This is a genomic window from Sphingobacterium sp. UBA7855, assembly GCA_002500745.1.
GTDB lineage: Bacteria > Bacteroidota > Bacteroidia > Sphingobacteriales > Sphingobacteriaceae > Sphingobacterium.
Genome location: DLST01000015.1, coordinates 93,456 through 110,514 on the forward strand (window position 1 = coordinate 93,456; position 17,059 = coordinate 110,514).

General features: G+C 43.8%; 12 protein-coding genes. 4 read left to right on the forward strand and 8 right to left on the reverse strand.

Annotation, left to right across the window (positions count from 1 at the left end):
• Complete coding sequence (locus B2107_RS12915) at window positions 1-927, forward strand: hypothetical protein (protein ID WP_293956072.1); 927 nt, start codon at window positions 1-3, stop codon at window positions 925-927.
• Between the two features lie 158 nt (window positions 928-1,085).
• On the opposite strand, the gene B2107_RS12920 is transcribed toward B2107_RS12915, so the two are convergent.
• From B2107_RS12920 to B2107_RS12955, 8 genes are all read right to left on the reverse strand, one after another.
• Complete coding sequence (locus B2107_RS12920) at window positions 1,086-2,732, reverse strand: RagB/SusD family nutrient uptake outer membrane protein (protein WP_293956073.1); 1,647 nt, start codon at window positions 2,730-2,732, stop codon at window positions 1,086-1,088.
• 5 nt (window positions 2,733-2,737) lie between these two features.
• Window positions 2,738-5,788 (reverse strand): SusC/RagA family TonB-linked outer membrane protein, encoded by a 3,051-nt coding sequence (locus B2107_RS12925; protein WP_293956074.1) that lies wholly within the window; start codon window positions 5,786-5,788, stop codon window positions 2,738-2,740.
• 386 nt (window positions 5,789-6,174) lie between these two features.
• Complete coding sequence (locus B2107_RS12930; RefSeq protein WP_293956075.1) at window positions 6,175-6,975, reverse strand: endonuclease/exonuclease/phosphatase family protein; 801 nt, start codon at window positions 6,973-6,975, stop codon at window positions 6,175-6,177.
• A gap of 8 nt (window positions 6,976-6,983) precedes the next feature.
• Complete coding sequence (locus tag B2107_RS12935) at window positions 6,984-7,859, reverse strand: endonuclease/exonuclease/phosphatase family protein (protein WP_293956076.1); 876 nt, start codon at window positions 7,857-7,859, stop codon at window positions 6,984-6,986.
• Window positions 7,860-7,871: 12 nt separating this feature from the next.
• A complete protein-coding gene (locus B2107_RS12940) occupies window positions 7,872-9,467 on the reverse strand; it encodes a RagB/SusD family nutrient uptake outer membrane protein (protein ID WP_293956077.1) in 1,596 nt (531 codons plus the stop codon).
• Window positions 9,468-9,472: 5 nt separating this feature from the next.
• On the reverse strand, window positions 9,473-12,679 hold the full coding sequence (locus B2107_RS12945) for a SusC/RagA family TonB-linked outer membrane protein (protein ID WP_293956078.1): 3,207 nt from the start codon (window positions 12,677-12,679) through the stop codon (window positions 9,473-9,475).
• A gap of 159 nt (window positions 12,680-12,838) precedes the next feature.
• Entirely contained in the window at window positions 12,839-13,879 is a 1,041-nt protein-coding gene (locus B2107_RS12950; protein WP_293956079.1) for a FecR family protein, read from the reverse strand.
• A 33-nt stretch (window positions 13,880-13,912) separates the two neighbouring features.
• Complete coding sequence (locus B2107_RS12955; protein WP_293956080.1) at window positions 13,913-14,479, reverse strand: RNA polymerase sigma factor; 567 nt, start codon at window positions 14,477-14,479, stop codon at window positions 13,913-13,915.
• Between the two features lie 274 nt (window positions 14,480-14,753).
• On the opposite strand from B2107_RS12955, the gene B2107_RS12960 reads away from it, so the two are divergent.
• From B2107_RS12960 to B2107_RS12970, 3 genes are all read left to right on the forward strand, one after another.
• Window positions 14,754-15,095, forward strand: a complete 342-nt coding sequence (locus B2107_RS12960; protein WP_293956081.1) for a helix-turn-helix domain-containing protein — start codon at window positions 14,754-14,756, stop codon at window positions 15,093-15,095.
• Window positions 15,096-15,240: 145 nt separating this feature from the next.
• On the forward strand, window positions 15,241-15,825 hold the full coding sequence (locus tag B2107_RS12965) for an RNA polymerase sigma factor (RefSeq protein ID WP_293956082.1): 585 nt from the start codon (window positions 15,241-15,243) through the stop codon (window positions 15,823-15,825).
• Window positions 15,826-15,881: 56 nt separating this feature from the next.
• Window positions 15,882-17,045, forward strand: a complete 1,164-nt coding sequence (locus B2107_RS12970; RefSeq protein WP_293956083.1) for a FecR family protein — start codon at window positions 15,882-15,884, stop codon at window positions 17,043-17,045.
• Window positions 17,046-17,059: the final 14 nt, after the last annotated feature.

Genomic DNA, 17,059 nt, shown 5'->3' on the forward strand with positions numbered 1-17,059 from the left:
ATGAAAAAGAAATATTTATTGCTCCTTATCCTCTTCAGCATATTGCTTTCCTGCAAACGGGAAGGTGACAATATTTTCAATCAGTTTACGGATGTTAAAGTGACCCTGCACCAAGAAAATGAATTTAGTATTGGTACGTATAAGGATGTTGCTTCCGGAGACTCCATCTATGTCGATTTCACGATCAGCTCAGCATCCAAAGACATGCATCAAGTATGGATCTTTTACAATGGTGCCGGTGCAGCAGCACTCAAAATACCATTGGCAGACGGCGAAAAAAGAAGCTTCCGCTATGTCTATAAAATTAAGGCCGATAAGGTAGGGCTTACCACCTTTCGAATAATGGCGGTAGACAGCGAAGGCGTATTTATGGGCGATGGCTATACTTCGGTGACCTATAATGTGGTATCAGATTACGCCCATCTGAACAATCGCGTGCTCTATATGCCAGATAGCACAGCGCAAAGCAGCGCTTGCTTTATTGACCTGATGGAAGGGAAAACATATACCTATGCTGAGGCCAAAGCGAATACAGGAAAAATCGATCTGGGGATGTATCGCACCTATAAAGTAGAAGCCAATGGTGCCATTACCTATTCCTATAATATCTATTCGCTACAAGCCAGTCCGATCCCCTTTAAAGCTTTCGACTTTACCGATCTATCCGGGAAAGGCCGGGCAACCTATTTCTCCGGTATACAGACCAATCAGGCCTCCACATTTCTAAACACCTTAACATCTGGAACGGTTATTCAGAACAATGCAATTTCCCGCAAAACGACAAATCTTTCCCTCAATGATCTTAAAGTGGGCAGCATGTTCTACTTTAAGACCCCAGACGAAAAATACGGTGTCGTTATCGTCAATGCCTTGAGCGGATATGACAACAATCGCTATCTAAACATCAGCATTAAACGTCAAAACTAATTTGTCCCTTTTATCCCTTTATAGTATGGGGTACCGCAGCTCTGCTGGTACCCCTAACATAATAACATTATTCAAATGAAAATTGCCACCCCCCAATTGAAACAAAAAAGCGATGTATCCCTACAGCGTAGAAATACACCGCCCATCATCTAAATCACCTAGTAACCAGGATTTTGTTTTAAGTTGGGATTCATCGATATCTGCTGTTGAGGTATCGGAAACACAGTTTTGTTTTCAGCAGTAGGTTTATGATCCCACCACGTTGCGGTATGAAATTTACCAAAACGGATTAAATCACGCCTTCTGAACCCCTCAAAAATAAACTCACGCCCACGCTCCACCAAAAGCTCATCTAACGTCAGCGTACTCGTATTATACTGTGCTGCCGCCCAGTCTGCATCGGCAAATGCCCGTTTTTTGCACATATTAATTAAATCAACTGCATCTTGTGAAGCCGTACCGCCGCTTTTGCGCATCAGCGCTTCGGCTTTCGCAAAATAAATCCAGCTCAATCGATAGACATTCCAATCGGTATTGTTGTAATTTTCGTCAACAGGTATTTTAACACCATTGACCGTCCCGACTACATTATTACCAATTTTATATTTATTAAATCGGATTCCACTGTTTTCTTCACCGTCACTCATGGTAGAAGATGTACCCCCCGATTTTGCCCGACGAATATAATCGACGAAGACAAGCTGTTCACCCTTATACTCTTCCGATCCTTCAACAATTTTACCGTCCACAAATTTCACCATCGGACCGCTTAAAAACCATTCCTTTTTCCGTAGATCATTTGCTGCATACTGACCGAAAACCCCGGGAACCAACACAATCCCATTATTTCCGTTTCTGCCGCCGCCATAGATTTCACTCTGCACAAAATGATAAAATTCACTCGGAAAACCCGCTGAAAAATCCGCTATTTTGTAGTCGTAAGCGATAGAAAAAATGGTTTCCTTGGATAGATCATTCGTCGGAACATAAGCGTCCTTAATATTCGGATCTAATTCCATGGCGCCATTCAAACCACCTCCCTCACCTGATATCAACTTATCTGCTGCCGCGATACAGTCGTCCCATCTTGGTTGCCCAGACCATTTCTCAGCATTTAAATATAATTCGACTAGCATCGCGTACCCTGTAGCCTGCGACACCCGACCCAACATCGCACGCGATAGTTTTGGGGCTAAGTCAATATTATCTCGAATTTCTTTCTCAATAAACTCAAACACTTCTTTTGTAGAAGAGGGCTCCGGAAGGGGTTCTTCCGCAGTAGTCGGCGCTTTTGTGGTTATCGGAATATTTCCGAAAAGATCCATCAGCTTCAGGTAGTGCAACGCGCGCAAAAGCTTAAGCTCGGCAATGTATTGATTTTTTTCATCCGTTGTAATCCCCATACTGGCCACATCAGATTTTTCGAGGATATCGATGGGGCTATTACATAAGCCTACCCCCCAGTACATCAGTACCCAGGCATTGTTTACCCCCCCTTCATCTACTGTCCAGGTATGATAGTGTAGCCGCTTCCATTTGCCATTATCTTCTCCATGCCGTCCTTTAGTTGGCCAGGCCAATTGGTCGGCGGATAATTCGGCCGGACGCCACCAGCCATCCTGTCCCGAAGGCGATATCCAAGCGTTGGCATGGGTATATGGTCGCAATACAGCAGAAATTACTTCATTCTTATTTGTATAAAAATCCTCTGCTACAATGACATCGTAAGCATTTTCATCCAATTTTGTACAACTTGACGCACTTACGACGCACGCCAGCAATAAAATTTTAACAATATTTTTCATAGGAGTTAGAAACTAAAATTTACACCAAACAAAAGCGACCGCGTATTCGGATAAGGACCGCGGCTGTCAATCCCCAAGCGCTGCCCATTCACTTCATTCCCCAAACCCGTATCCAATACGAAATCCGGATCGTTGCCCGAGTAACCGGTTATCGTTGCCAGGTTTTGTACAGTCATGTAAGCGCGCAAGTTATTTACCCAGCTGTCATTTTTTAATTTAAATCGATACCCCAAGGTGACTTCGTCAATTTTTAAGTGACTTCCACTTTCGAGGTAGTAGTCCGAATACATATAGGTATCGTCGATGTCTTTGTATTTGGTGAAAGCATCTCTTAACAGGTTGCCCGACCACACTTTATTACCATACGAAAGCGCAGTCGTATTTAAGATGTCATAATCAAATTTACCACGCATAAACACCCTGAGGTCAAAGTTTTTATAGGAAAAGTTATTTGTCCACGAAAGGTAATATTTGGGTACAGCATTGCCGATCACCGATAAATCCGAAGCGTTGAGATCATCCCGCGAATTATTGATCTGATCATTTCTTACCGCCTCTCCATTTCGGTTATAAAACAGCCATTTCCCATCCGCATCAAATCCGGCAAATCGTTTACCAAAAAACTCGCCGATGCGATGTCCTTCATAGGTGGTAAATGCGTTGCCTAGGGCACCTGCTCCGCCAATGTCCCCAAACTCCTTATATTTGACCGTAAAAATATCATTCGAGTAACTATCCATTACATTCTTTAATGTACTCGCTGTAAAGTCCATATTCCATTTGAAATTGTCACGTTCAATAGCGCGATAGCTGAGCGCCAATTCAATACCTTTGGAAGAAAGCGTACCTACATTGGAATAGATATTATTTCGTATGTAAGGTGGTTGAGGGGTCGTGTACGTATCCAACAGGTCAACGGTTTTACGCTGAAAAACATCAATCGAACCCGAAAGTTTGTTGCTGAATAACGTGAAATCGACACCGATATTCGTCTCCTTTTTTGTCTCCCAACGCAAGTTAGGGTTGGGATTACGATCAGGACCGTAGGTTTCCCGGTAGGCTCCGTCGGGGTATAGGTACTTTCCGCCACCCCCTAATGTCAATCGGGAAGCGTTATTGGAAAACCCTGTATTTCCCGTTTCTCCATAACCCGCACGAAGCTTCAAATTGTTGATAAAATCAACATCCTGCATAAAGTCTTCATTGCTGATATTCCAGCCTACAGATACGGCAGGAAAACTTCCCCACTTATTGTTTGCACCAAATTTAGAAGAACCTTCTCGTCGAAGGATAAACTGAGCCATATACTTATCGGAGTACGTATAATTTACCCGTCCAAAAAAAGCAATCAACGTATTGTCATTCTTGTAGCTGTCCATATTGGCACGACCATCGCGTAATGCTTGCCCTTCCGAAAGGTTATCCTCATGAAAACGATCATTTATAAACCCCCTATTATCTGCACTCTGCCCCTCCTCTTTCTCATAACGATAACTATAACCAGCTAATGCGGTTATGCTGTGTTTCTCAGCAACGGTTGTGTTGTATTGGAGTGTGGGCTCAAACGCATACCGCTCATTCAGCAAATTCGACTTAGAAGCATAGCCGCCACCTGGATAATCCTCATCTTCCATAGACGCCTCACTGTTCAATGCCCGATAGGCACCATCGATATACGAATTGCGTTGCACCGATCCAAACACACTGGCTTTTAGCCCCTCGATGATGCTAAGATCCGCCTTTCCATCCAGCGAAGAAGTTTGTTGCTTCCGGTAACTGGTTTCCGTAAATAAGCGCGCAAATTCATTTGTACTTGTACGGTCGTAACGATACGACCCATCGTCATTAAAATTTGACAAGGTAGGATTTTTAGTGGCCTCACTCTCCCAGCCGCCCCCGCCTAACAGATTCGCATTGTTGGTATTCGTTGCAATGTTCATCAATACATTCAATCGGTCATTCAAACCTTTCTGGTTGATGCTGGCGCGCACCGTATATTCCTTCCGCGAATTTTCCTTGGCGATACCTTCCAGATTTCTGAAATTTACACTACCCCGATACGTGGTAGATTCATTGCCACCAGACAGGGATAGATTGTGATTTTGTGAAAAATTATCCTTGTTGATCAAATCTTCAAAAAAGTCAGTTGAATGGCCAAAATCCGGCTGGTTTAATTCCCCCGATGCAATCTTGTCCCTAAATTCCTGTGGGGTCAAAAAATCGGGTCTATTATAGACAAATTCCTTTCGAAAATAATTGGAATAGTTAAATACCGATTTTCCTGGCTTCCCTCGCTTTGTCGTAATCAATATGACACCGGCGTTGGCACTGGTACCGTATATCGCCGCGCCCGATCCATCTTTCAATACATCCACAGACTCGATATCATCCTGTTGGAGCAGATCCGGATTTCCGCCAGGTATTCCATCGATTACAAATAAGGGACTCGCACTTCCCGTCACAGAAATTGCTCCGCGCAATTGCGTCGCCACGCCTGAATTTGGGTTCGAACCGCTTCTCGACACCTGTAAGCCCGCCACTTTACCCTGTATAAGGTCTAAGGGATTTCGCGCACCACTTTGACGAAATTGGTCGGCGCTCACGTGCGCAACGGAGGAAGTAACCTCCTTTAACCGTTGTGTACCGTATCCGACAACCACCACTTCATCCAATTGACTCTGATCAGCCTCCATTTGAATCGAAACACTGCTGTTCTCCACAAAGGCTTCTTTGGTTTTGTAGCCGATCGATGTCGCCACCAGTACTTGCCCCGCCTTCGCATCCAGCGTAAAACTTCCCGATGCATCAGACTGTGTACTTTTAGATGTTCCTTTGACGGTGATCGTTACACCTGCAATTGGCTTTCCATTGCTGTCCAAGACTTTACCTGTTAATTGTTGTTGGTTAGTTTTTGTCTCCTTCAGGAAACTGCTCTCCAAAATGACCTTCGGAGCCGATTGGGCGTGATTGATCGTACCGGCCAGCACAATCAGTGAGAAAAACAACCTGGATTTCCCAGTCAAGCGCACCACTGTCTTTAAATCAACATTGTTCATGTTTAATAATTGTTGGTTTTAAAAACGATTTAGCATTTAGCCAAAATCGCATCTTGTTTAATAGTTAGCATTATTTATAAATAGTTCGTTGGAATAACTCAGGCACATCTGCGCCGCCTGTTTTGCAGATTTACAACAATAAAGTAAACACATCTCAAACCCATTTCGTTTGGCAAAATCGGTTTTGCATGAAAAATTTTATAAAAAAAAGCAGTCTACATCAGTACATAAAAAAGGGAGTCCAATACAAGACTCCCTTACTGCACCCTTTTTACTAGGCCGCCAAATCCTCATAATCAACGTCTCAATCTTCTCTTTATCAGGGCCTAATCTTTCTTACTACTGACGCCAAATCTTTCTTGTTATCCAGCGCTCTTGGCTGTTTCTTAATCGTATTGAAATACAACCGATACAGGCAAATGATCTGATGCATATTGACCGGTCAGCGCAACGGATGAAACCAAGGTATAGCTACTGGCGGCCTGAGCATTAAATAAAACAAAATCAATAGCTTTCGTCGGTGTCTTAACCGGGAATGAAAGCGGACAGCTGCTCATACAAGAAAAAGTAAACCGCTCTTTGAGTTTGACCATTTCGCTGCTCGACGGTATTGCATTATAGTCTCCCCCTACAAAAAGCGCCTTGTTTAACGAAGTGCTCAGCTCGTTCAGAAATTCAGCCTGTGCGGTCCTGTTAGGCACATTCAGATCCAGATGCGTCGATGCAAATTCAATGCTTTTGCCATCGGGCAGAGTCACCGTGGCCACAGCAATACTGCGTTGTTCGCCCGATGTCGGCATGGGCAGCAACTCCCGCCGCTTGTTGGTCATCGGATACTTACTTAAAATAGCCACACCATATTCACCACCATTATAATCAATGGACTTCGAAAAATGATATTCCATTCCCAGTAGCTTTGCCAGCTCCGCAGCCTGATTCACTTTACCCGAACGTGCCACATTGACATCCACTTCCTGAAGTGCAACAACTTCCGCTCCACTGCTTTTTATCACCGCAGCAATATTAGCCAGATTGACTACCTCCGAATTTTCAGGTGCCCCATGGTGAATATTGTACGTCATGGTGACCAACTTCTTCTTTGCAGGAGGCGTAAGATCTAATTTCTCATCCCCACTGCAGCTCATTAAATTTAATAGGGCCATCGCCCCAAGAATTATTTTTTTCATGGTATAATTTATTTAGGAAGTTTTAATTTGAACTCTGCAGTCATCGGCAGAAAGTTATTGGCCGATTTAGAAAAAGGGCCATATTTACTGAGTTGGAGCTTATCGTCCGTATTCTTAAAGGTGATATAGTCAAATACACCTGTGGGTTTATCTTTTGGTGCATTCCAGGGACATCCAGTACCTAAACACGCAAAGGTAAAGCTGCCCTTAAGATAAGATAGTACAGGACCATTGGCCGACTCCTGTTCATTGAGATTACCGACCAAAATCACGGGTTGCATCAATTTCTCCGTCGCATTGAGCAAGTCAACGACTTGAAGCGCCCGGTTATTGGCAACCGATGGATCCAGCTCAGTGCCCGCAAAATACAGTGCATGCCCTTCCTGCACCTCCACTTTAACCATCACCATACTCCGAAGCTCGGCCGTACTCCCCTCCTCACGACTCAACAATTGGCTATATTTCTCCTTCACCGGAAATTTGGACAACACGGCATTCCCAAATCCCCCCGTCTGGTAATCTATATTTTTCCTGAAATAGGATACCATACCCAATGCTTTCCCGATGGCAGCCGGACGATCTACCTTCCCCGCCCGGGTCGTCGCACTATCCACCTGCCGCAAAAACAATAGGTCAGGATCATATTCTTTAATCAGATCCAACATAGCATCAAAGTTCGCAACGGTTGTACCCACATTCATATTGAGCGACATCACTTTCAAACTTTTGGTAGCTGTATCATCGGGCTCCTGGGGCTGCTCCGGCTCTTTCGCCGGCAGCAAATTCCAATCACCTGGACTATAGTTCTTGCGGCATCCCTGCAAGCCCACAACAGCCTGCAGCAGGAGCAGGCACAACAAAACGATCTTTATTTTCTTTTTCATCAGTATCAAATATTAATAATTTGGATTTTGCACCATATTGCGATTTGCAATGATCTCAGCCTCTGGAATAGGCCACAGGCCCTCGCGATTTCTTTTGTACGTCCGGCTCTGTACCCGCACAAGTTCTCCTGTTTTAGGGTTTGTGGCCCCAAAGACCTCACCGTTCATTACAGCTTCATCGATCCCCCAACGGCGGATATCGAAATAACGGCCTCCTTCAAAAGCAAGTTCCGCCTGACGCTCCCGACGGATGAGCTCGCGCATTTTTGCCTGCGTGCCGTATATCCCACTGTTAACCGCAGGCATCGCTGCCCTTGCCCGCACTTCATTGATCGCAGCAAGCGTTTCAGCATTGCTCCACTGCCCCGTCTCTATCATTGCCTCCGCATAGTTGAGCAATATTTCAGCATAGCGTATGATCATAAAATCCAGACTTCCGCTCTTAGCCTGACGATCTCTGGCATCAATATATTTCTTTATCCAATACCCTGTGGCAGTAGACTTCGTTTCACCGATTTTATCTGTCGGATTATAAAAAGGATCAAGGGTATATTGGTTCTGAAATTTATCGTTCGGTGAAAAAACCGACGCTGCCAACCGTGGATCCCTGTTGTTTTTATAATTTGGATTACGCTGATAGATCAGCACCGAGTCACGTCCAAGCTCCTGGATGGTCTTGCCCTGTTTGGTTTCAAAATTATTGACTACCGTATTCGTGGGCGACAGATAAGTTTCGCCCCCGATACCAAAAGGAGCAAAAGATGTCCAGGCATTCGCGCAGCCATTTTCTTTAAAAAATATCCGTTCATCATTCAGTTCACCCGCGTAGCTAAAGAGCTCCGAATAACTGTCATTTTTATTTGTCGTACTGATCCAGAGTTTATATACTTTGGAGTCGATCACCTGCTTTGCCGAAGCCTTCGCAAGTTCAAAATCTTTATAGTACAATCCCAGTCGCGACAGCAGCGACAGACAAACACCGCTTGTCATCCGCCACCGATCAGCATTTACATAACTTGCCGGCAGCTTGGCAGCACAGTCCTTCAATTCGGCTACAATAAAATCATATACCTCTTTTTGAGCGGTTCGAAAAGATTGATTTTCCGTCGGCGTCAAAGACTGGGTCAATAAGGGGATATCACCAAACACCAACATCAATTCCATGTGATAATACGCTCTCAATGCCCTAGCCTCCAGCTTCATCCTTTCTTTCAGTTCGGCATCAATATAAGCCCCTTCTATGTTTTCCAAAAACCTGTTGGCCCGACGGATACACGTATAATCATCTGCCCATAAGCTATTCGACACCCCCCAGCGGCTAGAGGCCAGACCGCGCGTGAAACCGTCGTAATCACCCTTAAAGTCACCGCGCTGCACGGCTTCGTCCGTAAGTCCAGCATAATACATGATGTTTCGCCCAGAACTGCCCCCCGGTATTCCCGCATAAACAGTTCCCAAGGCATTATACCCATCTGTTTCTGTATTCCACCACTGCTCGTCCGATACACCGTCCGGACTGTCGATAGTCAGGAATTTTTCACATGAGCTAGTTGACAAGACCACCACAAGTAGGCTCAGTAATTTTATCTTAGTTTTTATTGTATTCATGTTTATTAGAAATTAGCCGTTAACCCAACAGAAAATATACGCATTATACCATAGGTCCACGATCCCCCTTGCGACTCCGGATCAGCCATTTTCAATTTGGTAAAGAGAAAAGGATTTTGCGTATTGATGTAAAAGCGCGCATTTTTAATTCCGTATTTATTGAGGTAGGCGCTATTCAATCGGTACCCAGCCTGAATAAATTTGACACGGAGGTACTTCGCATTAAACAACCAAAAGTCACTGCGTAGCACGTTATTTGCCGGATTCGCCAGCAAACGAGGATAGATGGCATCCTGGTTATTTTCGCGCCAGGTATTCGCCGCCCGATAGGTTGTCGGGATACCACCCGAGGCACTCAAATTCAGCGGATGCCATAAGTAACCGGCAGATTTACCCCCGAGATTCGCCGAATAGTCGTGGTTACCTGCCCCCTGCAACAAAAACTCAAAATCGAAGTTCTTGTAACTGAAACTTACATTACTAAAATAATTGATCCTCGGCGTAGGGTCACCGATCACTTTTTGGTCGCTCTCGTCAATCATACCGTCGCCATTAAGGTCAACATACTTGATATCGCCCGGGCCTTCGCCTGCGAGCGCCGGAACCAATGCTGTTTTTTTATCAGCAGCAAAATCAGCATACTGCAAAATACCATCCGTTACATAACCATAATGACTCTTTATAGCATACCCCACCTCATTCGTCGAGATACCCGAATAGTACGGACCACCCAATAGTTCAGTAATCTTATTCTTATTGTAAGAGATGCCCGGTCTTATCGAAAAACTAAAGTCATCGCCGAGCTTATCGTTATAATTCAGCGACAGTTCCATTCCGGTATTGCTCACCTTACCGGCATTCAAAGGAGCCGAACCAATAGCGCCGGAGGGTGCCACAGTAGGTTTCAGAAGCACATCCTTCGTTTTTTTGTCGTAATAATCAAAGGTTAAAGAAAGCTTATTTTTGAAAACCGACAGATCCAAGCCCACATCCAGGATATTCACCTTTTCCCAGGTAATGTTTGGATTACCCCATACAGACTCTGTTCCATTGGTCGCATTGATAAGATTTTGGTACAGATATAAACCGATATTCTCATTACCCAGCTGCCCATACGAGGCCCTCAGCTTCAGATTACTGATCGCATCCACATGAAAAAATGCTTCATTATGGAGGTTCCACCCCAATGCGATGGACGGGAAATAACCATATTTCTTTCCAGGGCCAAATTTGGAAGAACCATCAGCACGAAAGGATAGCTCGGCAAGATAGCGGTTGTCATACGAATAATTTGCTTTCGCATAGCTCGACACCAACGACGATTCTTTCCAATACCCCTCATTAAATTTCTCAACAGAAAATCCACCCATGGCAAAGAGATTATGCTTTTTGAAAGTCTTGTTGTAATCCAACGCGCCGCTCAAATAATAATAGGTGTTTCTGGTCTCCGAATATGCATTCCGCTGCACGGCCCATGTCTGTACCAGCTGTTTGGTATAATAATCGAAGAAATAAAAATTATCCCGGTTTTGCTTATAAACATCACTATTGAGTCTATAGCTAAACTGCCCCCGCAAGTTTAAATTATCAGTAATCGACCATTTCGGCTGTAGATTGATTGTTGCCTGATCATATTGATATCCAATGGTACCGCCGACCTCTTCATAAGCCAATGGATTGACGATGTCCGCATACCGACCATAAATGGTTGGCCATCCCTCCTCTTGAGGATATTTGGGTAGTACCGTAGGCGGCAGCCGATAAAGGTCGTCCAAGATTCTGCTCCCCCCATTATCGATGGTTCGGTTTGGGTACAAGGTATTCCGTCTGATACCCAAAACATCCAGATTAATCAAAAACCGCTTCGAAAGCGATACGGAGGTATTTGCACGGATATTAAAGCGATCCATCTTGTTGAGCGGCAACATCCCTTTCTGGTACATGTAATTGCCCGTTACCGCAAATCGCGCAACATCATTTCCACCGCTCACAGCTAAAGAATGGGAGGTTAGCGGACTATAATCATCGATAACAATATCCGTCCAGTTGGTATTCGGATAATTGATAGGATCTTCCCCAGATTCGGTTTTGCTAATCTGCTCATCCGTATACAATATTTGCCCTCCGGAGGCCACCTGCGCATAGTTATACATACGCATGTAAGTAGGCGCATCCACAAATTCAGGGAGGATTGTCGGAGATTGCTGTCCGTAATAACCATCATAGATCACATTGATCTGCCCCGCTTTCCCGCGTTTTGTAGTCACCAAAATAACGCCGTTCGCCGCCCTGGCACCATATATAGCTGCTGCAGCCGCATCTTTTAATATGGTTACACTCTCCACCGTTACCGGATCGATATGATTCATATCCATAGGTACGCCGTCGACAAGCACCAGCGGATCCGAATTATTTAACGTCGAAATACCCCGTATTTTAATACTGGCCGCATCCCCCCCCGGCAGGCCTGAGCCTTGCTGAACGGTAAGTCCCGTAACACCGCCCTGCAGCGACTGCGAAAGATTGGTAATAGGTTTTCCTTCGATATTGGATTTAATATCCAATGAGGCGACAGAACTGGCTATATGTTTTCGCTGCATTTCCGTCATCCCCACGACCACCACCTCATCCAGATCCGAGACATTTTCCTTAAGCGATACCGTAAGGTTCGCTTCGGTCTTATTTACCAGCACCTCTTTGGTCAAGAAACCAACTGCCGAAAACGACAACCTGCTCCCTTTAGCTATCGTGATCGAATAATAACCTTCATCGTCCGAAACCGACGTGGCTATCCCGCCTTTTTCAGCTACCGTAACACCCGAAAGAGGAACAGGGGGTTCAGCCGTATTAAAAATGCGTCCTTTGACAGTTACTTTTTCCTGGAAAACAACCGGTCTGTTAAATTGCTGACTGCGGGCAGTCAGGTCGGGTATGACAGTGATTTGCCCAGCCCCCTGTGCAATCGTCAGATTAAATTTCCGGAGTACCTGCCGTAAAGCTGGCACCAGCTCCTCCTTGTAAAGATCGACGTTTATCCGTTTGTCGGCTAACAAATTTTCAGGGTAAAGCAGCGCAATATCAGTCTGTTTTTGAACAGATTGCAGAAAATGCTTCAAGGGTACGTTTTTCATTTTGAGCGTTATTCGCTGGGGAAACGCGAGTGCACTGACAGAAAGTAAAACTCCTGTAATGGCAAGGGATCCTATCTTCATATTATACCTAATTTTAGGTGACAATAATTGTCTAGAGGAGAGATTTTGTCCCACCTGTTTTTTTTTCATAATTTTGATGAAATTAAATTTTTAGAAACGTTTAATTTAAACGGATAAAGGGGACCGCAATTCCTCTTTATCCAATTTTATGGTTAGTAATCAATTGTTCTTTATCCACACCTCCTTTTCTACTTGTGTTATCCTATAGTTTCTCAGCGCATATATCGTACTTAAAGAAGTCAGTATATCAACATCCAGATTGATCCTGCCAGAATAGACCGTTGCATTTTCCAGCACGGATGGGTCAGCATGAATCTGCACATTATAAATGCGTTCCAATTTTTTGATCAGATCTTTCGTAGACAGACGGTCCAGTACAAGCTGTTTTTTAGTCCATAAGATTTCATTCCCTTCCGCTTTATTATCCACGATGACTTTCTGCCGTTGCAGATCATAAGTAATCAATTGACCTGGCACCATGGTGATGTCTTTGAAATGCGGACTGCTCAGTTCGACCTTGCCCGTAATCAATTCAATAGCCATTTTTTTATCCTCTTCATACGACGATAGATTAAAGCTGGTGCCCAATACTTTTACAGACGCGTTTTTTGTTCTAACAATAAAAGTTGTACCCGTATGAGCGACATCAAAATACCCTTCGCCATTGAGGTATACTTCGCGGGGTTTGCCCAGCATATCCGGATTGTAGGTCAGGTATGAACCTGCATTGAGCCATACCTTGGAATGGTCTGGCAATGTAAACTCCTGTCTTTTTCCGTAGGGAACAAATAGGGTATGGTATTGAGGTGTAGCAGCTTTAGGCTCAGGCCCCATCAAATCGAGTATGTCAGATGAACCCTTTACGTTCAAAAATGAAATCGCATGGCTTTCGGTATGCAGATCAACAGCAATAAGCTGGAGGCTATCTTGGTGTGTATTCAACGTTTGGCTGATGGATGCTATCCTTTCGATATCAAGCTTCGGCTCCATTGCTGCATCCCTTGGAAAGAACAGCTTGAAGCAGACTAACAGGCAGGCCACAGCTGCGAGCGGTCCAACATAGAAAAGCAACCTACGCGTACGTTTTTTGGCTGTACTGCGGACAATCCGCTCAAAGAGCTTTGCCTTATCTTCTTTCGACAGGCCCTGCTCTGGCGTGAGGTTGAATATGTGCTTAAATTTTTCTTTCTTGGTTTTCACAAACTATGCTTTTATACCTATAGAGCATAATTTTCAAAAACATAGACTAAAATCTATTAAAAAAAAATAAAAAATAGTAAAAAGTTCAACGGGCTTCAATTCCACTTTTAATTGCTTGATTGCCCGAAAGGTCAATGTCCTGCAGGTCTCCACATTTACCCCCATCATCTGCGCAATCTCGTCGTAGGAAAAATCGAGGTAATAGCGCAAAAAAAGTACTTCCCGCTGCCGCTTCGGCAATGCATCTACCTTTTCTTTGATTACTTTCACGACACCGGCTTCCACCTCATCGTTGATGAGATCAAGTTCGTGGCTATTCGTCCAATACATGTCTTCCGAAAGCGAGTCGACAGCCACAGTCTTCACCTTCAACCGCAGCAGCTTCCGCCGCAAAGCAGCGAAAAGATAATATTTCACCTGAACGTCCTTCGCTATTTTTGGATTATCAAATAAGTGCACAAAAAGGTCGTGGATACAATCCAACACGGTATCCTTATCATAATGATACTGCTTACCATAGCTGTACAAATCGTCGATATAAGTATCGTAGATTTCCTCAAATGAACTTCGATTACCCTGTATAAATCCAATCCAAGACATAAAAGCTGGTAATAATTTTTCGCTAATTTCCTCTTTTTAATATTAATCTTACATGAAATAATGGTTATGTTATCACTTAGGTCTATTTCATCAAGACAAGAGCTGGAAACCCTCATGGCAAGTATAACAAATTTAAAATCAATAATCAAACTAAAAATAAGCCCTGCCGAGTGTCTGTTTCCTATACAGATTTAAGCCCTTACTTTTTTAATACCCCACCAAAAAAATTGTTTATGCATTTTTTTTCGTACCTTAACCCATTACAAATCTTCAAATGAAAACACTAGGCAAAAAGATCAGATTACTCAGGCAACAAAAAGGTTGGACGCAACAAGATGTAGCAAAGAAATTGGACGTTTCAATTCCTGCATTTTCAAAAATGGAAACAGGGATTACAGATCTTAACCTCTCTCGGTTAAATCAAATCGCCAAGTTATTTAATTTGACATTGTTGCAGCTGGTATCCAATTCAGATACAGACGACGTTAAAGATTACACCAACGAAATAAGCATCCTGAACAAACAGCTACAACAAAAGGACGATCAAATTATCCAGCTCCGCAAAAAAATCATTGAGCTCTACGAGCAAATAGAAAAAGATAATCCAAGGCTATAAGCTCAGCCTATCCAAATTTACTGCATAGCATACTGTCGGCTGAAAACTATTGCCCGCAATAGGAAGTATTCAGCCGAAAAGTTGTAAATTTGACAGCTGGTTACAGATTCAATCCGCATAGAATCTGACTGTTGAAAAGTTTACTATGGATATTACTGCAGAAAATAAGCTATTGATATCGCTTTCCCATGGCGACGAACAAGCTTTTTTTGCCTTATATGATCAGTATAGCCATGCCCTATTTTCCACTATTTTTCGAATGGTCAAAGATCGGCAGGTAAGTGAAGAGATCGTGCAGGATGTATTCCTCAAAGTCTGGCAAAAAAGATCGACCATTGACCCCACGCGAAGTTTTAAATCCTGGATTTTTACAATCGCTAAAAATGATGTGATCTCCTGGTATAGAAAATTAGCGAAAGAAGCCGCAATGCAGGAAAATTTATACCAGCATTTCGAGCAGCTCTACCTGATGGAAAAAGAAGTTGATATCGAAGAAAAACAGTCCGCATTATTAGAAAAAGCGCTCAACACCCTAAGTGAGCGTAGAAGAGAAATATTTGTGCTGTGCAAAATAGAGCAGAAAAGCTACGAAGAGGTTGCTAAGCAATTGCATATTTCTGTATCCACCGTGAGTAATGCCATGGTCAAATCCAACCAACATATCCGCCAATTTGTGCAAGACCATTATGACGAGATTTTAGCAATTCTTGTCACATTCTATTTTTTTTAAAAAAAACACCACAACGATAGTGTTTTTGCTAATAAGTTGCGTATTAACTTATAGATATGGCAAAAAAAATAGAAAATATTTACAAGAACTATTTAGATGGAAGTATCAATCGTGTCGACCTCGATAGACTGCTCCACTATTTTGAACATGCCAGCGACGAAGAGCTCGAACAGCTCACTTCTTTGTCCTCGATCGATATTGACCAACATCAAATCGATCAACCTTTTGCGCCCCATATTGCCCGTATCAAAGAAAGATTAGAAGATAGGCTAAACCAATCAGATGGATTAAACCAACCGAACAAACAACCGCTTCGTTTAAGCTACAAACAGCAGTGGTGGGCAGCCGCTTCCATTCTCCTGGTCGCCGGATTGGCCACCTGGTTTTACCTCGCACAGCGCGTGGCACCTTCCGATATTGCGGCACCATCAGCACCCACCTTATATGTGAAAGATAAGTCTGGCAAAGAAATCGCCATTTTACCAAAAACAGATTCGGCATGGCAGATCGGCGAAATTGCATTTTCCCGCATCGACAGTCAAACGGTAAAAGTCACCGCAACGGGAAAAACCCCAAGTCTGCAAACCATCTACACCCCCAATTCCGACTTTAGGATTATTCTGGAAGATGGAACCAAGATTACGATGAATGCGGCATCTACCCTCACCTTTCAGGTTCCTTTTGATGCTGCCAAAAGAGAAGTTTCCCTAGAAGGAGAAGGGTATTTCGATGTAGCTCACCAAGCACAAAGACCATTTACCGTTCATGCCGGAGCCGCAAACGTCGAAGTGCTGGGCACCGTTTTCAACGTACGAAATTATGCGAGCGACGGACAGGTCACCACATCCCTGCTGTCCGGACGGATCGCTCTGAGCAAATCCGGAACCGCTCAGCGCATTGTGCTGCATCCGGGCGAAACAGCCATCACCGACCACAATGGAATACATCAGGAGCAGGTAGCGCTAAAGCAAGCTACCGCTTGGACCGCAGGCTACTTTGACTACCGCGATCAGTCGCTCCGTGTCATCCTAGCTGATTTGTCCAGATGGTATGGTGTCGAAGTCGATACCCTCCCGCTACCTAACGACCGGTCGATTTATATGAAAGTCCGAAAAAATATACCATTACAGGAAATGCTAAGTCTCTTAAATGAAGCAAGCGGCCTCCATTTCCAATTGAACAATAAAAAAATCAGCTTAAAAAATACGTCTAAAAACTAACGCGTAACAATTCA